The following is a 20,570-nucleotide window of genomic DNA, read 5'->3' on the forward strand; positions in this document are numbered from 1 at the left end:
CCCGACTTCCTGCTTTTTCTTGTTTCTTGAAGCAGGGCTAAAAACATCCACTGGATGTTTTTACTCCTCCATAAAGCTGTTGAAGACTTCTTCAATCATGTTCCATTCATCATCTGAATCTTCTGGGATTGGTTGAAGATCGCCTTCTGTTCCGTCTTCGTTTTCAGTAAATGAGTATGCTTGGATTTCTACTTCACCGTTTTCATCTTCTTCTGCATTTGCAGGAATCAAAAGAACATAGTTTTTACCAAATTCTTCTTTTCCATCAATGGTCAAAAGGATTTCAAACAAAGTTTCGTTTCCTTGCTCATCTACCAATGTAATCAATTCGCGTTCGTCATGGTTGTGGTCATGATCATGATTATGTGCCATCTTATTTCCTCTTTTTTCTAAAATTTTCGATCTAAATAATTTTGCAAAATCAACTGGGCAGCCAATTTATCAATTACTTTTTTACGCTTATTTCGGCTAATATCCGCTTGCTCAATCAGCATCCGCTCTGCGGCAACAGTCGTCAAACGCTCGTCCTGATACTCAACCGGCAAGTTGAACAACTCTTCAAGGCGCTTCCCATAAGCTTGACTTGCTTCCACTCGAGGACCGCTTGTGTTGTTCATGTTTTTCGGCAAACCAACGACAAAACGATCAACCCGGTATTCCTTCACCAGTTCAGAGAGACGGTCTAAGCCAAACTCTCCTTTCTCCTCATCAATCTGAATAATCTCCAGGCCTTGAGCGGTAAAACCTAATGGATCACTGATGGCTACTCCGACTGTCTTCGAGCCAACGTCTAGTCCCATAATTCTCATTAGAGATCGATCCCTTGCCCTTTCAAGTAGTAACGAACCAATTCTTCAACAATTTCATCTCGTTCGTACTTGCGAATTTGGTTGCGAGCGTTGTTATAACGAGGTACATAAGCAGGATCACCACTGAGTACATAACCTACGATTTGATTGATTGGATTGTAACCCTTCTCATCCAAAGATAAGTAGACATCCTTTAATGTATCACTAATTTCTTTACGGTTTGAATCATCAAGATTAAAACGTACTGTTTCGTCTGTAAATCCCACAATACCACCCTCTTTCTTTATATCCATACTATTATACCATAATTTCCATATTTTCTCAAACGAAAAATATTGATTTTACGGGCTTTCTTGGACTTTTTATCACTTATTTTTGAAAGCAATCTACTGCATTTTTCAATGACTTTATTTGACTTCTTTAAAGCCATTCTTTTCCATATTTTTGATGAAGAGTGTTGGAGAATAGGTCTTGATCATTTTGCAAATTTCTCCCAAGTCTTCACTGTTTTTAATGTCATCGAAGTCTACTTTATCAGGATCAATCTCAATCTCAGAGACCATGGCTTCACCTGTCCAATCTGATGTCACTGTGATCCCATCGTAGTCTCTCAATTCATCAATGCCACCTTCTCCTTCATAACCCTCGATCAAGGCTTCTTTGGCACCTTCTTTATCATCCTCAGCATCGATCAACTTCTTGATTTCATCTTTGAATTCATCCGACACATGAGTCGCTAGTTTGATGGAAACTTTCTTGTATTTCTTTCCTTGGTAGGATACGGTCACTGTGATTTCCTGTTTGGCTACCTCGTCAGCCTCATTGATATCCCTGTCAAGCTTAATGGTCCGAGTGACAACGCTATCTTTCGATAAGGACTTGCCCCCTTTTGATTGAGAACTTCCACAACCTACCAAGATAAGCAATCCAGCAACGACTAGTAATAGAAATTTTTTCATGTTTTTTCTCCTTATTCTTCTTTCGCTCCATTACGGAGTAGATTATTCATATATTCCGTTGGTGTCAATTTCAACAAATCTGCAATATTGGCTGATTTGAAATACTCTAACTCGACCGCTTTTTTAGTATCCAACTGGGTGAAATCATAAGTGATGACCGTTTGGTATTCATTTTCATTTGGCAAAGTCAGTTCGATTGTAAAACCTGGAAGAGTCCGTGCCTGTTGGAGTTGTTCATCCTTGTCCATCGACTCCACCATCAATCGTTGGGCTTCTTCGAGGCCGACCTCTTGAATGGCTTTTTTCAATTCATCACTGGCAGGAGTGGTATTGGTCATGACCAATTTTTGTAATTGTTCCCCTTGATAGGTGATGGTCTGTTCTTGGCGAATACCTTTCTCATCTGTCGGAAGGACAAAATGCTTGGTAAAGACTTGCTGTTCTTCTGCCTTTTCTAACAGATTTCGATTTTCTTTATTGAATGATTCAATTTTAGCACTGTTGGATTTTTGAACACTGGAAGAATCGGTTTTCCCATGTTTCTTCTGTCCACAAGCTGTCAGCGCCAGAAGCAAGACTCCTAGACAAATAAGCTTCTTTTTCATGTTTTCTCCTTTGATAAGCTTCTATAAAAGGGATTTTCCCCACAGAAGTATTGTACCATAGAATGCCCCGCAAAAACATTCTTACAACCATTTTTTCGTGGATTCTTTGACCGGATACAAAAGAAAAAGTCGAGATTCTGACATCTCGACTCTTCTCAGTAGCTAAACGATTGGCTACTTTTCTTATAGGGCTGCTCTTAAGCGAGCCTCCGCATTTTCAACATTTCGTACAGAACGTGGTAAAAAGGCCCGAATATCATCTTCCTTATAACCAACTTGAAGTCGCTTGTTATCCACTAGGATAGGACTTTTCAAGATTCGTGGTGTTTCTAAGATGATATCGATGACTTCATTCATGCTGAGGTCTTCAATATCGACACCTAGATTCTTAGCGTATCGGTTTTTTGAAGAAACGATACTTGCAATGCCATTTTCTGTTTTGGTCAAAATATCGAGTAATTCTTCTTTTGTAATCCCTTCTTTACCAAGGTTTTGTTCTTTATAGATCAACTGATGAGCATTTAGCCAAGTTTTGGCTTTTTTACAACTCGTGCAACTTGAAACTGTGTAAATTTTAATCATGCATGCACTCCTTTCGCCACACGATAATAACATTGTAGTATATTATACCATAAAAACCATCAGTCTTTCGACCTATTTTAAAAAAAATTACTCTTCAATCTCAATGGCATCATCAAGATCTAGTGTTACTTCTTCAAGAAGTGGGCTTTCAGCTACTTCATCTTGTGCAACTACAGCAGTGTCATCATCGATCAAACCGAAGCGCACGCGCACTTGGTGGTCAATCTCATCAAAAATTTCTGGATGGTCTGCCAAGTACTTCTTAGCATTTTCAGAACCTTGGCCGATCTTCTCACCGTTATAAGAATACCAAGCCCCTGCTTTTTGGATCAAATCAAGGTCTGTTGCAATTTTTAGCAATTCGCCTGTACGTGAAATTCCTTCTCCGTACATGATTTCAACCATGGCTTCTTTGAACGGTGGAGCCACCTTGTTCTTCACAACCTTAATCTTGGTTTCCTTACCAACGTTGGTATCTTTTTGGTCCCCAGTACCTTTGATTTGAGTATTTCCACGAACATCTAGACGAACAGAAGCGTAGAATTTAAGGGCACGACCACCAGGTGTGGTTTCAGGATTCCCAAACATGACCCCAACTTTTTCACGCAATTGGTTGATAAAGATAGCAATGGTCTTGGTCTTATTGATCGAAGCTCCGAGTTTGCGCATGGCTTGGCTCATCATCCGCGCTTGCAAACCAACGTGGCTATCACCGATGTCTCCATCGATTTCTGCGCGTGGTACTAAGGCAGCAACAGAGTCGATTACGACCAAGTCAACGGCACCTGAGTCGATCAATTTACCCGCGATTTCAAGTCCTTGTTCCCCTGAGTCTGGTTGAGACAAGAGGAGTTCATCGATATTGACCCCAAGAGCTGCTGCATAAGATGGATCCAAGGCATGCTCGGCGTCGATAAAGGCAGCAATGCCTCCTTCTTTTTGGGCTTGCGCTACTGCATGGAGGGCAACGGTTGTTTTACCTGATGATTCTGGACCATAGATTTCGATGATCCGACCTTTTGGATAACCACCAGCACCCAAGGCAATATCAAGAGCCAAGGAACCAGAGCTCATCACTTGTACTTTTTGTTCTGCGCGTTCGCCCAGACGCATGATAGATCCTTTACCAAAGTCTTTTTCGATCAGCTTCAGGGCATCATTGAGGGCTTTTTCACGCTCATCTCCAAATTTCTTAGAGATATCATCTAACTTCTTTTGTTTTTTCGCCATTCTTTTCTCCTATATTCAAAGCGTAGTGTTTTACACCTTCTTTTTATTATAGCAAATTTTCATCTAATAATACAGTCTTGCGTACCAGATTAAAGGCATGGAGGACTGCAACTTTCCGAACATCCATACGACTCCGGCCAGCGATATTGACCTTGATCGATTGGACTCCTTTTGGACCTGCCACTCCAATAAAGACAGTCCCTGCCGGGTGGCCTTCTAGACTGTCTGGACCGGCAACACCCGTCAGACTGACTCCATAGTCAGCCCCTGTTAAGAGACGGGCCTGTGACGCCATCCGCTCAGCTGTATGGGCAGAGACCACTCCATGTTCTCGTAACTCGGCTAGGGGAATTTGGAGCATTTTGCTCTTTTCCTCTATGCTGTAAGTGACGAAACCTCCTGGCAAGACCGCTGAAGCCCCTGAGAAATTAGCCAGAGTCGACTGGAACATCCCTGCCGTCAAGCTCTCCGCTGCGGTCAGGGTCAAGCCTTGCTCACGCAAGAGTTCAAAAGCCATCTTAGCTAGGGAATTGTCATCTCCATAGCCATAGAAGAGCTGGCTCAAGGGTTGGCCATCTAAGGTCTCATGACGGAAAATCACTTGCTCCAACTGATCCAATTTCTGATCTGCCAGCTCTTGTGACGAAGCCTTGGTCGACAAGCGCAAGGTCACTTCTCCGGTCTTGGCATAAGGAGCCACCGTCGGATCTGTTTGGCTATCAATCACATCCCCTAGGACGGTTACCAGCTGGCTTTCCCCGATCCCAAAGAAGCGCAAGACGCGTGAGTAGAGCTTCTCTCCTGTCGCTAGCAGGGGCACCAACTCATCCGTAACCATGGGTTTCAATTCACTTGGAGGGCCAGGCAAGACCACATAGCTAATGCCCTCTACTTCGATCAGACCTCCCACTGCCAAACCGGTTAGGTTTTGGAGGGGCTTAGAACCCGTTACTATTTGCGCTTGTCTTAGATTGTTGGGCGTTCGGACATGGTCTGGCCGACTGGCAAAGAAGCGATCCAACTTGGCCATGGCTTCGGGATCAAATGTCAAGTCTCTATCCAAGAACTGGGCTAGGGTCTGCTTGGTCAGATCGTCTTCGGTCGGTCCGAGACCTCCTGTGAGGATGACGAGATCACTTCGATCACGCGCAATCCCAAGAACAGACAAGAGTCGATCAGCATTATCTCCAACTGCAGTTTGGAAATAAACATCAATCCCTAGACCGGCCAACTTTTCTGATAAGAATTGCGCATTGGTATTGACAATCTGTCCTGTGAGAATTTCGGTTCCCACTGCAATGATCTCTGCTTTCATAACGCCTCCACTTATACTATTCGTAATTTTTCTTCATTGTAACACAAAAATAGAAAAATCGTAGAAAAATTTTCTACGATGGGTTAGCTATTCGGATTTTTCCATTCACAATCATTCTCATGATCATTGACGAGGCCTGCTGCTTGTAGGTAGGATAGGACCGCGACGGGACCTGTAAACTTAAAACTACGCTTTTTGAGATCTTTGGCCAACTGTTCGGAAAGGGCTGTCTTCGCAGGAGCCAGCCGGTAATCCGGGACATCATTGTTGATGGTTTTCCCATCTACAAAAGACCAGAGATAAGCATCAAAAGAGCCGAATTCTGCCTGGACTTGTAAAAAGGCCTGGGCATTGGCCCGTGTCGCAAAGATCTTGGCACGATTGCGGATGATGGCTGGATTGTCTAACAAAGCTTCCAGTTCTTCATCCGTCATGTCTGCAACACCTTGAAGGTGATAGCCATGAAAAGCCTCTCGAAAGGCCTGGCGTTTATTGAGCACCGTCTCCCAAGACAGGCCAGCTTGATAGGTCTCTAAGCAAAGCAACTCAAAGAGCGCCTGGTCATCGTGGAGGGGCTGTCCCCACTCCTCATCATGGTAGGCTATATAGAGCGGGTTGTTCATTTTGACCCAGCTACAACGTTTTGGCATAGACTTCTCCTATTTCACCAACATCTTCAGGGCAGACTTGATGTAGTTCTCAGCAGTATCCGTCGTTCCTTCAAAGAATTTCTTGATTTTCTTGAGTTCCGTCGCCTTGTAACCCAAGGCCAACATGGCTTCCATGGCTTCTTCCAAAGCTTGGTTTTCTTCTGTTGCCTTAGCTTTAGATTGAGCCGGTGCATCCTCTAGGTCAAGATTGATCTTGCCTTCTAGGTCCAAGACCATCTGTTGGGCTGTTTTCTTGCCGATCTTCGGAAACTTGGTCAAGTAGGTGATGTTCTTGCTTTCGATGGCTTGGACAAGGCCTGCATTGTCATCCGCAGCAATGATAGCTAGAGCTGACACTGGGCCAATTCCAGAGACTGAAATCAAGTTCAAAAAGAGCTGTTTCTCTTCTTCGGTCGCAAAGCCATAAAGAAGGTGAGCGTCTTCCCGGACTACTTGATGAAGATAGACTTGCACCTCTTGATTCATTTTACCAGAATAGGCATAGGGATTGGCCACATGCAAGAGATAACCGATTCCAGCTGTCTCCACCACGATATATTTAGCGGTGATTTTCGTTAAGATTCCTTTAATGTATTCGTACATAAGATTCCTTTATTCTTTGTTTAATATTTTCCCAATTCTCGTAGGCTAGTGTGATTTTCCTGAATGCGTCGGAACATCTTTTCCATATCCGACTTGGTGAAGTTGACCAAAACCGGACGGCCATGAGGGCAGTTATAAGGGTTGTCGCATTGGGACAGTTGATAGATGAGATCGCGTGCAGAGTAATCGTCCAGTGTGTGGTTGGCCTTGATGGAGCGTTTGCAGGACATCATGATGGCCAACTCAGCCCGGTATTTCTTGATAGACACTTCCTTGGTCAAGAGGAGCATGTCACACATTTCATAGATACCCGACTCGATCTCTTCTTCCTTCATCCAGATCGGATGCTCCCGCAAGATCAACTGGTTGGCTCCGTACTCTTCTAAGTAGACACCCACTTCTTCTAAGAGGTGCTTGCGCTGTTGCAGGCGGATCAGATCGTCTGTAGGGAACTCAAAGATATAAGGCACCAGCAGTTGTTGCTGACTGCCGTCTACGTCCCCGATGCTCTCTCGGTACTCTTCGTATTTGACCCGCTCTTGGGCCGCATGTTGGTCGATGATATAGAGGCCCCCATTGCCTTGGGCAAAGAGATAGGTCCCATGCATCTGACCAAAATATTCCAACTCTGGGAAGGTGGAGGCTTCCTCTCCCTCCAGCTTGTCATAGGCCTTGTCTAGACTAGCCAGATCCAACTCTGGGTGATCCAGTTGGTCGTACTGAGGCGCCTTTCGCTCTGCAAACTTGATGGCTGTCGGTTTGGTCTCCTTTCCTTCATCCTGTGAAAAGAGAAGCGTTTGCTCTGAGAACATTTCATCATTTGGCTGGGATTCCCCGACCTCTGGACGGACAAAGAAATCTTCCTTGTCTCGGTCATAATAGAGGCTATTTTCTTTTAGAGGGAGGCTAGTCTGGACTGGCTTTTCTGTTCGACGAAGCGTCGACTTGGCCAGATTTTCCAGAGCATCTGGAATCAGATCTTGCTCTTTCAAAGCGGAGACAATTGCTTGGGAGATCAAGGCCATCAGGTCTCGTTCTTTAGAAATACGCACCTCTTGCTTGGTCGGGTGGACATTGACATCAGCTAGATAGGGGTCAATCTGAATATTGATGACAGCTATCGGGAAGCGTCCGACCATGAGTTTACTGCCGTAGCCGTCCAAAATAGCCCGGTTGAGCAAGAAATTCTTAATGTAACGGCCATTAATAAAAAGGCTGATGTAGTTGCGATTGGCCCGGGTTAGTTCTGGTAAAGAGACAAAGCCGGACACTTCAAAGTCCAAATCACCTGTCTCGATAGCAACCATTTTCTTGGCAGTAGCAAGGCCGTAGACTCCTGCGATGGCCTGGCGGAGATTCCCCGTCCCTGCCGTCCGTGTCATTTCATGGCCGTCATTGATCAAGGTAAAGGCAATCTCTGGATGGGCCAGACTTAAGCGGTTGAGAATGTCGACGATATGGGACAGCTCTGCCTGTTGGCTCTTCATATATTTGAGGCGGGCTGGTGTATTGAAAAAGAGGTCCTCGACCTTGATTTTGGTCCCCACAGGGCTGGTCGCAGGCTCAAGAGAAGTAATTTCGCCCCCTTTAGCCTCTAGCTTGCTTCCATGACTAGCTCCTTCCTGAGCTGTTAGGATGGTCATAAGACTGACAGAGGCAATGGAGGGCAAGGCCTCTCCACGGAAGCCTAGGGTCCGAATCCGAAAGAGATCCGCTTGACTCTTGATCTTACTAGTCGCATGGCGACGAAGGGCTAATTCTACTTCCTCGTGGGCAATTCCCTGTCCATTATCCGTGATTTGAATGGTCTTTAAGCCAGCTTCTTCAATCTCTACGACAATCTGACTAGCCCCCGCATCGATGGAGTTTTCAACCAGTTCCTTGACCACACTAGCAGGGCGCTCGATGACCTCCCCGGCAGCGATCTGATTGGCTAGAATTTCTGGTAATTCGATAATCTGTGACATAGCTTCCTCTCTTATGTTTTATACGCGCATAGGTAGAACTATTATACCATATCTCCAAAGAAGCCCTCCGTTTGTAAAATCATCTACCCTAGTTCCACTAAAGATACTGGCTTACTACCAGATAAACAGACAAAATGACCGAATAGACGAAAAACCTTGTCTTGATGCCTGAAAAAGTGTTTAATAGACTTGTAAGGAGGAGGTCCTGCTAGCGGACATCTGACTTCAAATCATAGAGTTAGAAGGGATTTGTATGAAAGTAACAGTTACCATTGACCCCCATTTTCAAGAAGAAGGCGTAGCCATCACAGCGCCACAACCTAGCGAACGCATCCAGAAAGTCCAACAATTCATAGAGGAATTGGACCAGAAGGAACGCTTGCGAGCGAAAAATGATGGGGAAACCTATCTTGTAGAGACCCACTTGTTTCATCGTTTCTATATTGAAAATCGGCAAGTGGTGGGGGAAACAAAGGATGATCACTTCATCCTCACAGGTCCACTTTACCAACTCTCTGAAGACTTGCCCATCTACTTTTTAAAAATTTCCCAATCTGAAATTATCAATACCAAAGAAATCGATCAGCTGTATTTTACCACCAGCGGATCGGTCCAAATCAATCTGAAAAACGGGACCATCACCTATTCGTCTCGTCGCTATTTAAAAGCTATTAAGGAGAAATTATCATGTTAAAGACTCATCTATCTAATGCCTCTAAAGGCATCTTCATCGGCCTTATCCTCTCTATCGTCTTTTCTTTCCTAAACTCACCTTCAACTTATATGCCTCTCAGTCCAAGTTCAGGCGTTGGACAATGGATGCAAGCCCACGACGTGCATGGATCCCTTGTCATGCTCTATTGTATCCTTATATGGGCTGGCATCGGCTTGCTCTTCAGCTTAGGAAAAAACCTGTTCAACAAAGACTGGAGCCTCCTCCGTGCGACCCTCAGCCACTACCTTTTGATGCTCTTTGGTTTTCTACCTTTGGCAACCTTGGGAGGCTGGTTCCCAATCCAAATCAGCTTCTACATCTCCGTCATTATAGAGTTTAGCCTTGTTTACTTGGTTATCTGGGCTGTATCTTATCACATTTACAAGAAAAAAGTAGACGAGATCAACCAACAGTTGCAAGGGAAAGCTTAAAAAAGCAATCCTCATATAAAAATCTCCCCGTGAAGCTCATCGCGGGGAGATCTTGTTTTATAATTTCTTTTTCATCTCGGCAACTGCCATCATGACTTCCATCGGGGTCATGTTGTAGATATCGAGATTCTTCAACTCTTCTAAGACAGAGTGGGAGGAAGTTGCTTCAAACAAGGATATCTGTTCTCCGACCTGTGGAGAGGATTCTTGTGTTGGAGTCGCCATCGGCACTTCGTGGCTTTGGCCTTCTAATTGACTCAAGATAGTATCTGCCCGCTTCAAGAGATCGCTTGGCAGCCCGGCAATCTTGGCCACATGGATCCCATAGGATTTATCCGCTGGTCCCTCTTCAATCCGGTGCAAGAAGGTCACTTGGCCATCCTTCTCCAAGGTTGCGACATGGACATTGCGCAAGCGAGATAGGGTCTGCTCCAAGTCGGTCAACTCATGGTAGTGGGTGGCAAAGAGCGTTTTGGCCCCTGTCCGGTCATGGATGTATTCGATGATGGCTTGAGCCAGAGCCATCCCATCATAGGTCGCCGTCCCCCGTCCCAACTCATCAAACAAGATAAGAGAAGCCGGAGTCGCTTGGCGAATGGCATTGTTGGCCTCCATCATCTCAACCATAAAGGTCGATTGGCCGGACACCAAGTCATCTGCAGCCCCAATCCGGGTATAAATGGCATCAAAGAGAGGGAGGGTCGCCGCCTGAGCCGGTACAAAGGAGCCAAGCTGAGCCATAATGACAATGATGGCCAACTGGCGCATATAGGTGGACTTCCCGCTCATATTGGGCCCCGTAATCAACTGGATATCACAGGTCTCATCCATGGAAATGCTGTTGGGGATGTAGCTTTGAACCCCCATCACCTTCTCAACAACTGGGTGACGCCCCTTCTCAATCCGGATATCACGCGCCTCTTGGAAGACTGGCCGGGTCAGTTGTTGTCTTTCAGCTACACAGGCCAACCCTTGCAAGACGTCCACCGTTGCTAGGGCTTGGGCTAGGGACTGCAAGCGCTGAATGTACTTGCCGACTTCCTCTCTGATCCGTAGGAAAATCGCATACTCTAGGCTAGTCGACTGTTCCCGAGCTTCTAGCATCTCCCCTTCAATCCGAGCCAGTTCCTCTGTCCCAAAGCGCTCAGAATTTTTCAAGGTCGCCTTGCGGAAGAAATGTGCTGGCACACGGGATAATTGGGAATTGGTCACATGGAAATAGTAGCCATCTTTTTTGTTGTAGTCGATTTTAAGTCCGGTGATGCCGCTGGCTTCCCGTTCTTTGGCTTCAATCTCTGCAATCCAGCCGGTCCCTTCCCGGAGGACGACACGGTACTGGTCCAGAGTTGGGTCAAAGCCGGTACGGATGATATTGCCTTCTGTTAGAACAATCGGGGCATCCGGATCAATCGCAGCTTCGATGAGACGGCAAAGCTCTGGTAGCTCATCTAACTGGGCGATGAGGAGGTCTAGCACCGGCTCTCCCATCTCGACCAAGAGCGACTTGATCAAGGGAACATGGCGTAGGGTTTCTCCCAACTGCAAGAGGTCCTTGGGAGTGGTCTTACCAAAGGAAACCCGACTGGCCAAGCGCTCGATGTCATAGACACCCTTGAGACGATCTGCCAGATCGTTTCGCTCAAAGAAATGGTCCAAGAAGACCTGGATAATCTCTTGGCGTTCTTCGATCCGATGGCGATCCATCAAAGGCTTCTGGATCCATGCCCGCAAGAGACGGCCTCCCATGGCTGTCTTGCTTTCATCTAGGAGCCAGTAGAGACTGCCATGTTTCTTGCCAGTCCGAGCATTTTCTGTCAAGTCCAAACTCGCCTTGGTCGCATAATCCATCTGCAAGAAATCGCGGACTTCATAGTGATGGGCAGGCTTGATATGGTGGAGTTCCCGCTTCTGGGTTTCCTGTACGTATTGGAGCAGGCCTCCTGCCGCTATTCTTTCCAAATGAGTCAAGTCAGCCCCTAAAAGTTGGACATCCTCCGACACTTCTGAGATAGGGGAGAGCAAGAGGTTCATTTGCCCAAGAAGGACTCTTTCTTCCATTTCTGACAAGGAGTAGGTCAGGACAATCTCACGCGCCCGTAGGTTGCGGATCTCCCCACAGACCATGGCAAAATCATTTAGACTGGTAACCTGAAACTCCCCGGTCACTAGGTCCATATAGGCAAGGCCATAATCCGTCTCATCATGAGACAAGGCTACCAGGAAGTTGTTAGCGCTGTCTGGCTTGGTCGAATCGACAACGGTCCCCGGAGTAATGACTTGGACCACTTCCCGTTTGACTACACCGACGGCTTGCTTGGGATCTTCCATCTGCTCTGCAATAGCTACCTTGTAACCTTTTTCGATCAAGACATCGATGTACTGCTGGGCTGAATGATAGGGAACTCCAGCCATGGGAATCGGATTTTCTGCATTTTTATTCCGAGAGGTCAAAGAAATCTCTAAAATCTGAGCTGCATTGATGGCATCTTCATAAAAGAGCTCGTAAAAATCCCCCATCCGAAAGAGCAAAAAAGCATCCGGATAGTCTTTTTTGATATCTAGGTATTGCTGCATGCCAGGTGATATTTTTTCTGCTGCCATATCGTTCCTTTTCTATATCATTGCATTCATTCTGAGTGCTTACTCCAACTCTAAACTGACATAAAAGGAGGGCCGATCCCTTTCTGGACTGGTCCCTCGCCCTTGACTAGTGACTAGAATGTTGGAGAATGTTCTGCTGGACTGTTTGTGCTACTTCTTGGTCCTTGCAAACAATTAAGAGGGTATTGGCCCCTGCTACGGTACCAAGGATTTGATCATCCAAAATCTCATCGACTGCGTTGGCTAAAATAGCCGCTTCTCCCAGCTCCGTCCGAACAACCAATGTGAACTCCGCTCTCGAGACCACTTGTGCATATTGAGCAATCAGTCTAAAAATATCTGTTCGATCTGGTTCGTCTGCTAATTTATAATAGAGGCCACCCTTTTCCTTTACCTTGATCAGACCGATTTCTCGTAGGTCTCTAGATAAGGTGGTCTGGGTCACTCCCGCCCCTCTTTGATCTAGGCGGTCTTGAATGTCTTTTTGCGTCGATAACTTCTCATGTTGAATAATTTCTCGAATCAAAAGCTGACGTTCATCTTTTTTCATTTTTGCTCCACTTTTGAATAATTATACTTTGATTATACCAAAAAGTTTGAAGAAAGGCCGAATTTTGTGATAGAATAGTAACAAAAGACCAAAGGAGCTACTATGAATCATAAAGAACTTATTGCAAGTGAATTGGCAAAAGTCATTGAAGGCTTAGACCAAGAAACTATCTTAAATTTACTAGAGCAACCAAAATCTTCAGACCTTGGAGACATCGCTTTTCCTGCCTTTTCTTTGGCTAAAATCGAACGCAAAGCTCCTCAAGCGATTGCTGCTGATATTGCGGAAAAAATCGATGCCTCTCACTTTGAAAAAGTCGTTGCTACTGGTCCTTATGTAAACTTCTTCTTAGATAAATCACAAATCTCTGACCAAGTTATCAAAGCCGTTATCCAAGCGGGTGCAGCCTATGGACAACAAGAAGAAGGTCAAGGAGCGAACGTGACTATCGACCTTTCTAGTCCAAACATCGCAAAACCTTTCTCAGTTGGTCACCTACGTTCAACCGTTATCGGAGATGCTATTTCAAACATCTATAAAAAAATGGGCTACAATACCATTAAAATCAACCACTTGGGAGACTGGGGCAAACAGTTCGGTCTCTTGATGGTGGCTTACAAAAAATGGGGTAGCAAGGAAGCCGTCGAAGCCAATCCAATCGATGAATTGTTGAAACTCTATGTCCGCATCAATGCCGAAATCGAAAATGATCCTGCTTTGGATGAGGAAGGACGTCTCTGGTTCAAGAAATTGGAAGATGGAGATCCAGAAGCGACTGAATTGTGGCAATGGTTCCGTGACGAAAGCTTGGTAGAATTCAACCGTATCTACAAACTCCTCGGTGTTGAATTTGACAGCTTAAACGGAGAAGCTTTCTACAATGACAAGATGGATGAAGCTGTCCAAATCCTTGAAGAAAAAGGCTTGTTGAAAGAGTCTAAGGGAGCTAGCATCGTTGAGTTGGATGATGTCAACCTTCCACCAGCTATGATTAAGAAATCAGACGGCGCTACTCTTTATATCACTCGTGATATCGCCACTGCTATCTACCGTGCACGGACTTACAACTTTGTGAAAAACATCTATGCTGTAGGTCAAGAACAATCCAACCACTTCCGTCAGTTGAAAGCTGTTTTGAAGAAAATGGGATTTGACTGGAGCGACGATATGATCCACGTTGACTTTGGTTTGGTCACAAAGAACCGCCAAAAATTGTCAACTCGTAAAGGAAATATCATCCTGCTCGAACCAACCCTTCAAGAAGCCATCTCTCGTGCCAAAGCGCAGATCGAAGAAAAGAACCCTGAATTGGAAAACAAGGAAGAAGTGGCACATGCAGTCGGTGTTGGTGCCGTTAAATTCTACGACTTGAAGACAGACCGTCGCAACGGGTATGACTTTGACCTTGAAGCCATGGTATCCTTCGAAGGGGAAACTGGACCATACGTACAATACGCATACGCACGTATCCAATCCATCCTGCGCAAAGCCAACTTCACACCATCTGCAGATGCAACATACAGCTTGAACGACCCAGAAAGCTGGGAAATTATCAAACTTCTCCAAGACTTCTCTCGTGTCGTGAAACGTGCTGCTGAAAACTATGATCCATCCTTAATTGCTAAATATGCGATTAACTTGGCTCAAGCCTTCAACAAGTACTATGCTCACACTCGTATCTTGGATGAAAGTCCAGAACGCGATAGCCGCCTAGCTCTTAGCTATTCAACAGCAGTTGTCTTGAAAGAAGCCCTTCGCTTACTTGGTGTCGATGCACCTGAGAAAATGTAATTTCTTCCTTACTTTTTGATAGGAAACCATCTCTTGTAGGGGTGAGAGGAATCGCTAAATAAACCTTATTTAGTTCCATCTCACTCCTTTTCTCATGCTAAACACACCTATATTTTTAGGGATTATCGCTTCCCTTCATCCATTATCTTATCCTCTGGAGAACCCTATGAATCAAACTGTTTATATTCTTATTTTAGTTAGTCTGCTCATTCTCTTTTTAATCAATAAATACGAGAGAGAAAAACTGCAAAAGATTTTACAAGAACAACTCTTAAAAGATGAAGCCTTCAAAGCAAGCATCAAGGAACAAATCCAAACGACGGAAAACATCAACGATGTCATCCACGCCATCAATAAGGACTATCGCCTTGGCCTCTTGCTCTCGAAAGAAATCACCGATCAATTAAAATAAGCCCTAAAAGAGGAGTCATACAAAATATGACCCCTCTCTCTTCAACCGCAACAAATAAGAACCAAGCATAGGCTTGGTTCTTTTGTTTTAAAGACGATACAAATCTTCTACAATGGCCGCTACTTTTTTGATATCCCCTAGCATTCCTCTCATCTCAAAGTCTGCTAGCATAGGGAAACCAAAGCGTTGGCTGTACTGCTTGGCCGTTAGGCAATATTGATTGTTGAAGTTGCGATTTCCTGATCCTACAACTCCCAAGCATTTAGTGGCATTGTCTCCATAGGCGATAAAGTCTGCTACATCGGTCGTTAAAATTTCCACATCTCCATTATCAACACCATTTCCTCCTTCTAGGTAGGTCGGCAAAAAGGCGATAAAAGGTGTATCAACTTCAAAGAAGGGCTTCCCTTCTTTGACTAGGTCTTTGACATGGATTTTTTCAATGACCAAGTCAGGGTACTGCTCCCATAGATAATCACTGAGACGACGAACAAAACTTTCAGTATTGCCACTTAAACTGATATAGACAAAACATACTTTCATTTTCTTCTCCAATCAGACCAGCTCCTCTTCTTTGTTCCAGACTTGAGGAGTTTTTTAATGCTATGATCTAAGCTTGAAGGTCGCTAGCTGGTCTATTTTTCAATTTGTAGAGGAGGATTCCCAAGTAAACAAGGGCTACAACCACACTCAAGACAAGTGCATATAAGCTAGAAGCCTGCAACAAGGTCCGCAATTTGTCTGACGTGATCACAGACATAGAAGAACGATAAGACAAGAAATTATGCAAGCTCATTAAGACAAAGGCACCAATCTGTCCCATATAGGCATAGGTCGCCTTAACAATATCCTTTTTAGACAGGAAGAAATAGGCAACTGCAATCAAGCCCCCAATCAAAAGAGATAGCAACAACCAAGCAATCGGTCCGCGTAAGGCTACGATTAATTTCTCAAGGAAGGCTTTGTATTCTTCCCGTTCAAGAGCAGTGGTTAAGTTCAAAGAAGCTGCCATTTCATCTGTGAGCTCCACTTTAGCCAATCCAAAGAAGGACTGAGCAGTTAATAGAGTTCCCATCGCTGATAGAGCTAGCAAGACATACATATAAATTGGATTTTTCTTCATTGTATTTCCTCGTTTCTAATATCCATAGTATTTATTATAACGTGAACCTTAGGGAAGCGCAAGTTTAGATTTTCCCAGCGATCCTGTTCTAAAAAAGCTCCCTCTAAATCAGGATATGATTCAAAAGGAGCTCTTCTTTCTAAGTATATTGCTTCTAGAATGTCGAAAACAAATTAGTTCAAGTGCCAGATATCTTCGTTGTACTGAGCGATGGTACGGTCAGATGAGAAGAATCCTGCTTTGGCAATGTTGACGATGACTTTATCCAACCATGCGTCACGGTCTTCGTAGTCAGCCAACATTTGCTCTTTGACTTTGATGTAGTCTTCCAAGTCAAGAAGGGTCATGAACCAGTCTTTGTTGATCAACTCATTGTGAAGACGAGACAAACGTTCTTGGTTACCAACTGCAAGAACAGCGTCGCTGATGATAAAGTCAACCAATGGTTTGATCGCTTCACGAGCGTAGAATTCGCTTGATTTGTATGCTGATTTTGCGTAAAGGTCGATAACAGTTTCTGAATCTTCACCGAAGATATAGATGTTTTCGTCTCCAACCAACTCAGCGATTTCCACGTTAGCTCCGTCCATAGTACCAAGCGTCAAAGCGCCGTTCAACATGAATTTCATGTTACCAGTACCTGAAGCTTCTTTAGAAGCCAATGAGATTTGTTCAGAGATATCACATGCTGGGATCAAGAAGCTTGCTGCAGTCACGTTGTAGTTTTCAACCATCACTACTTGCAAGTGTGGAGCTACTGCTGGGTCGTTTGCAATGACTTCTGACAAGCAAAGGATCAAGTGGATGATATCTTGAGCGATGGTGTAGGCAGGAGCTGCTTTACCACCAAAGAAGACTGTGATTGGACGAGCAGGGATATTACCAGCCTTGATGTCCAAGTATTTGTGGATGACATACAAAGCGTTCATTTGTTGACGTTTGTACTCGTGAAGACGTTTGATTTGGATATCAAAGATAGAATTTGGATTGATTTCCACACCTTGGTGATCTTTCAAGTGACGAGCCAATTTACGTTTGTTGTGGGCTTTGATGTTTTCCAATTTTTCTTTGACAGCAGCTTTATCTTCGTATGAGAGAAGGTCTTCCAACTTAGAAGCATCATGGTGCCAGTCACGTCCAAGGATCTCATCCAAGTAGTGAGACAAGCTTGGGTTGGCATGCATAAGCCAACGACGGAAGGTAATTCCGTTTGTTTTGTTGTTGAATTTTTCTGGGTAAAGGTCGTAGAAGGCCTTCAACTCTGAGTTCTTCAAGATTTCAGTGTGAAGAGCTGCAACCCCGTTTACACTGTATCCATAGTGGATATCCATGTGGGCCATGTGGACACGATCGTGTTCATCAATGATTTGAACAGCTGGATCTTTGTGTTCAGCACGAACACGACGGTCCAATTCTTCAATGATTGGTACCAAGTGAGGAACCACTTCTTGCAAGAATTCAAGTGGCCATTTTTCAAGGGCTTCTGCAAGGATTGTGTGGTTAGTGTAAGCGGTCATGCTACGAACGATAGAGATAGCTTCATCCATTTCGATACCGCGTTCAGTCAAGAGACGGATCAACTCAGGAATGACCATAGATGGGTGAGTATCATTGATTTGTACAACTGCGTAGTCAGCAAGGTCATGCAAGTTGCTTCCTTTTTCGATCGCTTCGTCGAGGATCAATTGTGCACCGTTTGAAACCATGAAGTATTGTTGGAAAATACGGAGCAATTCCCCTTGACGGTTACTATCATCTGGGTAAAGGAAAAGAGTCAAGTTGCGAGCGATATCTGTCTTGTCAAAGTTGATACCATCTTCAATGATGGATGAATCAACTGAATCCAAGTCAAACAAGCGCAAGCGGTTCTTGGTTTCGATCTTGTAACCAGGTACATCGATATCATAAAGCGTAGAAGTCAATGTAAAGTGTGCAAATGGCACTTGGTAGCTACGGCTTGAACGAACGAGCCAGCTTTGGTCAGTCAACCACGCATTTGGAATCGTTTCTTGTTGGTTGTTTTTAAGAACTTGTTGGAACAAACCAAAGTGGTAATTCAAACCAACCCCATCCCCTGTCAAACCAAGGCTTGAGATAGAGTCGATAAAGCAGGCTGCCAAACGTCCCAAACCACCGTTACCAAGTGATGGTTCCAATTCCACTTCTTCGACTTCGATCAAGTCTTTACCAGCATCTGACAATTCTTTTTTAACATCGTCGTAAAGACCCAAGTTGATCAAGTTGTTAGACAAGAGTTTACCGATCAAGAACTCAGCTGAGATATAGTAAACTTTTTTCTTACCAGTATTTAATTTCTTTTGGGCACTTGCCTGCTTGGTGTAATTAAGCAAAGCAATGTACAATTCTTCGTTTGAACATTCTGCAATTGTTTTTTGATGATGATCAATCACATATTTTTGTAATGATTCCATGGTTAAGTGTCTCCTTGTGTTTTGATTAGATAGGGGGAAAGATTATTTTTCTGCTTTTTTCGCTTCTTCTTTCACCAAGTCAGTATTTTCACGACGATAGATGGTTGTGAAATCAAGTAATTCTTGCTCAACAGCAGGAGTCAATTGATCCGCTGTCATCCGCCATGCCCAGTTGCCACCAAGGGTAGATGGGAAGTTCATACGAGCTGAGCCATCCAACTCTAACAAATCTTGCATGGTAGCGATGGCCATAAAGCTGACTGAAGCAAAGACGGTACGAAGCATCGCATGTGGAACAGATTCGTATTCTTTACGGTTGGTGTAACGAGCAAGGTACTCACGAGTTGGATCGTCAATTTCATTGCGATACCACCCAAGAACAGTGTTATTATCGTGTGTTCCTGTATACATAACTGAGTTGTTTGGTGCCAAGTGAGGGCTGTCGATACTTTCATCGTCAGGATTGAAGGCAAATTGAAGGATCTTCATGCCTGGGAAGCCTGTGCGCTCACGAAGCTCAATGACTTCGTCAGTCATGAAGCCAAGGTCTTCTGCGATGATGTTCAAATCACCAAGTTCTTCTTTCACTGCGGCAAAGAGTTTGTAGCCAGGACCTTTAACCCATTTACCTGGTGCTGCTGTATCAGAACCAGCTGGGATTTCCCAGTAAGACTCGAAGCCACGGAAGTGGTCAATCCGCACGATGTCGTAGATTTTGAAGCTCTCACGCAAGCGTTCAATCCACCATTTGTAACCATCTTTGTCCATTGCTTCCCAGTCATAGATTGGGTTGCCCCAAAGCTGACCAGTTGCTGAGAACTCATCTGGTGGGCATCCTGCGATGCAGGTTGCTTTTCCATTTTCATCTGTTTTAAAGAGATGAGGATTTGCCCACATATCGCTTGAATCTTCCGCTACGTAGATTGGCATATCACCTACGATCTCAATATGGTTGTCGTTAGCGTATGCTTTCAATTTCAACCATTGTTTGAAGAAGAAATACTGTGTTACTCGATGGTAAGTCAATTTGTCTTCCAATTGAGCGCGGTATGAAGTGAGGGCTTCCGGTTGACGTGCACGAATCGCAGCGTCTGGCCATTCTGTCCATGCTTTTAATTCAAAGTGCTCTTTAATAGCCATGTATTCAGCAAATAATTCCAACCAAGCTGCATTTTCTTCAGCAAAACGGCTGAAGTCATCCCAATCACCGTTTTCAATAAAAGCTTTAACCGCTTTTTCTAGAAGAGGACGACGTTGTTCGAAGATCTTCGCATAGTCTACTTCTGTTGGGTCTTGACCAAAATCAACACCTTCGACATCGGATGCATCCAAGAGCCCTTGCTCGATCAAGAGATCGAAGTCAATAAAGTGGGTGTTGCCTGCAAAAGCCGAGAAGGATTGATAAGGAGAATCTCCATAACTGGTTGTTCCGAGAGGCAAAATTTGCCAATACCGTTGCTTAGTCCGAACGAGGAAATCGACAAAATCGTAAGCTGCTTGACCAAACGAACCGATTCCATACTTCCCAGGCAAGGATGAAATGTGCATCAAGACACCACTTTGGCGTTTTTTCATTGAGGGTACCACCTTTAGTTTAATATTTTTTGTTTCGAAGAAAAATAGACCAACTTTCTACTCTAATCCAGTTCTCATTCCGACTTTTAGAAGGGTTAGGAAGAGTGCAATTGTCAGAAATAGAAAAAAATTTAACCTATTTATAAATGACCCTAGATCATCTTTATGCAACGTTTAAGGAAAACGTTTGCGTTACGTGTCCATTATAAAGTATTCTTGT

The 20,570-nt window shown here is 44.4% G+C and carries 21 protein-coding genes; 4 read left to right on the forward strand and 17 right to left on the reverse strand.

Translation table 11 applies throughout. The features are described 5' to 3' along the window. Nucleotides 1-60: 60 nt before the first annotated feature. The 11 genes from RCH62_RS00295 to mutL form a co-directional block, all read right to left on the reverse strand. Nucleotides 61-372: a DUF1292 domain-containing protein gene (locus RCH62_RS00295; RefSeq protein WP_006595405.1), complete on the reverse strand. Its 312-nt coding sequence runs from the start codon at nucleotides 370-372 to the stop codon at nucleotides 61-63. Nucleotides 373-389: 17 nt separating this feature from the next. Then, the gene (gene ruvX, locus RCH62_RS00300) at nucleotides 390-809 is read right to left on the reverse strand and encodes a Holliday junction resolvase RuvX (RefSeq protein ID WP_006595404.1); all 420 of its coding nucleotides are present in this window, start codon (nucleotides 807-809) and stop codon (nucleotides 390-392) included. Further along, nucleotides 809-1,075 (reverse strand): IreB family regulatory phosphoprotein, encoded by a 267-nt coding sequence (locus RCH62_RS00305; RefSeq protein WP_006597020.1) that lies wholly within the window; start codon nucleotides 1,073-1,075, stop codon nucleotides 809-811. Before RCH62_RS00305 ends, ruvX begins: the two co-directional genes overlap by 1 nt. 141 nt (nucleotides 1,076-1,216) lie before the next feature. Then, entirely contained in the window at nucleotides 1,217-1,768 is a 552-nt protein-coding gene (locus RCH62_RS00310; protein ID WP_306474352.1) for a hypothetical protein, read from the reverse strand. Nucleotides 1,769-1,779: 11 nt separating this feature from the next. Next, nucleotides 1,780-2,373 (reverse strand): SP0191 family lipoprotein, encoded by a 594-nt coding sequence (locus RCH62_RS00315; RefSeq protein ID WP_306474353.1) that lies wholly within the window; start codon nucleotides 2,371-2,373, stop codon nucleotides 1,780-1,782. 183 nt (nucleotides 2,374-2,556) lie between these two features. Beyond that, entirely contained in the window at nucleotides 2,557-2,955 is a 399-nt protein-coding gene (spx, locus tag RCH62_RS00320; RefSeq protein WP_006595399.1) for a transcriptional regulator Spx, read from the reverse strand. An 87-nt stretch (nucleotides 2,956-3,042) separates the two neighbouring features. Then, nucleotides 3,043-4,185 carry a recombinase RecA gene (gene recA, locus RCH62_RS00325; RefSeq protein WP_125335103.1) on the reverse strand — a complete coding sequence of 381 codons (1,143 nt, stop codon included), beginning with the start codon at nucleotides 4,183-4,185 and terminating at the stop codon, nucleotides 3,043-3,045. Between the two features lie 46 nt (nucleotides 4,186-4,231). Continuing rightward, nucleotides 4,232-5,500, reverse strand: coding sequence for a competence/damage-inducible protein A (locus RCH62_RS00330; RefSeq protein ID WP_306474354.1), 1,269 nt, complete (start codon nucleotides 5,498-5,500; stop codon nucleotides 4,232-4,234). Nucleotides 5,501-5,583: 83 nt separating this feature from the next. Then, on the reverse strand, nucleotides 5,584-6,150 hold the full coding sequence (locus RCH62_RS00335) for a DNA-3-methyladenine glycosylase I (RefSeq protein ID WP_306474355.1): 567 nt from the start codon (nucleotides 6,148-6,150) through the stop codon (nucleotides 5,584-5,586). Nucleotides 6,151-6,159: 9 nt separating this feature from the next. After that, entirely contained in the window at nucleotides 6,160-6,753 is a 594-nt protein-coding gene (gene ruvA / locus RCH62_RS00340) for a Holliday junction branch migration protein RuvA (RefSeq protein WP_306474356.1), read from the reverse strand. Between the two features lie 20 nt (nucleotides 6,754-6,773). Then, on the reverse strand, nucleotides 6,774-8,720 hold the full coding sequence (gene mutL, locus RCH62_RS00345) for a DNA mismatch repair endonuclease MutL (RefSeq protein WP_306474357.1): 1,947 nt from the start codon (nucleotides 8,718-8,720) through the stop codon (nucleotides 6,774-6,776). 253 nt (nucleotides 8,721-8,973) lie between these two features. Between mutL and RCH62_RS00350 the strand changes: the two genes are divergently transcribed. Together RCH62_RS00350 and RCH62_RS00355 are read left to right on the forward strand one after the other, a co-directional pair. Beyond that, on the forward strand, nucleotides 8,974-9,414 hold the full coding sequence (locus RCH62_RS00350; RefSeq protein WP_306474358.1) for a LytTR family DNA-binding domain-containing protein: 441 nt from the start codon (nucleotides 8,974-8,976) through the stop codon (nucleotides 9,412-9,414). Next, the gene (locus tag RCH62_RS00355; RefSeq protein WP_306474359.1) at nucleotides 9,408-9,866 is read left to right on the forward strand and encodes a DUF3021 domain-containing protein; all 459 of its coding nucleotides are present in this window, start codon (nucleotides 9,408-9,410) and stop codon (nucleotides 9,864-9,866) included. The genes RCH62_RS00350 and RCH62_RS00355 overlap by 7 nt, the downstream gene beginning before the upstream one ends. Nucleotides 9,867-9,923: 57 nt before the next feature. On the opposite strand, the gene mutS is transcribed toward RCH62_RS00355, so the two are convergent. Further along, nucleotides 9,924-12,467, reverse strand: coding sequence for a DNA mismatch repair protein MutS (mutS, locus tag RCH62_RS00360; protein ID WP_306474360.1), 2,544 nt, complete (start codon nucleotides 12,465-12,467; stop codon nucleotides 9,924-9,926). Nucleotides 12,468-12,573: 106 nt separating this feature from the next. After that, complete coding sequence (gene argR, locus RCH62_RS00365) at nucleotides 12,574-13,017, reverse strand: arginine repressor (protein WP_140814395.1); 444 nt, start codon at nucleotides 13,015-13,017, stop codon at nucleotides 12,574-12,576. 102 nt (nucleotides 13,018-13,119) lie between these two features. Between argR and argS the strand changes: the two genes are divergently transcribed. Further along, complete coding sequence (gene argS / locus RCH62_RS00370) at nucleotides 13,120-14,808, forward strand: arginine--tRNA ligase (RefSeq protein ID WP_195611980.1); 1,689 nt, start codon at nucleotides 13,120-13,122, stop codon at nucleotides 14,806-14,808. A gap of 166 nt (nucleotides 14,809-14,974) precedes the next feature. Next, complete coding sequence (locus tag RCH62_RS00375; RefSeq protein ID WP_006596982.1) at nucleotides 14,975-15,220, forward strand: hypothetical protein; 246 nt, start codon at nucleotides 14,975-14,977, stop codon at nucleotides 15,218-15,220. Between the two features lie 87 nt (nucleotides 15,221-15,307). Here RCH62_RS00375 and nrdI read toward each other — a convergent pair whose 3' ends face one another. From nrdI to malQ, 4 genes are all read right to left on the reverse strand, one after another. Then, nucleotides 15,308-15,775, reverse strand: a complete 468-nt coding sequence (gene nrdI / locus RCH62_RS00380; protein WP_123160721.1) for a class Ib ribonucleoside-diphosphate reductase assembly flavoprotein NrdI — start codon at nucleotides 15,773-15,775, stop codon at nucleotides 15,308-15,310. 55 nt (nucleotides 15,776-15,830) lie between these two features. Next, nucleotides 15,831-16,343, reverse strand: a complete 513-nt coding sequence (locus tag RCH62_RS00385) for a hypothetical protein (protein WP_006595384.1) — start codon at nucleotides 16,341-16,343, stop codon at nucleotides 15,831-15,833. 173 nt (nucleotides 16,344-16,516) lie between these two features. Next, on the reverse strand, nucleotides 16,517-18,775 hold the full coding sequence (gene glgP, locus RCH62_RS00390) for a glycogen/starch/alpha-glucan family phosphorylase (RefSeq protein WP_195550386.1): 2,259 nt from the start codon (nucleotides 18,773-18,775) through the stop codon (nucleotides 16,517-16,519). A gap of 42 nt (nucleotides 18,776-18,817) precedes the next feature. Further along, complete coding sequence (gene malQ, locus RCH62_RS00395) at nucleotides 18,818-20,350, reverse strand: 4-alpha-glucanotransferase (protein WP_306474361.1); 1,533 nt, start codon at nucleotides 20,348-20,350, stop codon at nucleotides 18,818-18,820. Nucleotides 20,351-20,570: the final 220 nt, after the last annotated feature.

Origin of the sequence: Streptococcus sp. (genome assembly GCF_030825805.1) — a bacterium.
Classification (GTDB): Bacteria; Bacillota; Bacilli; order Lactobacillales; family Streptococcaceae; genus Streptococcus.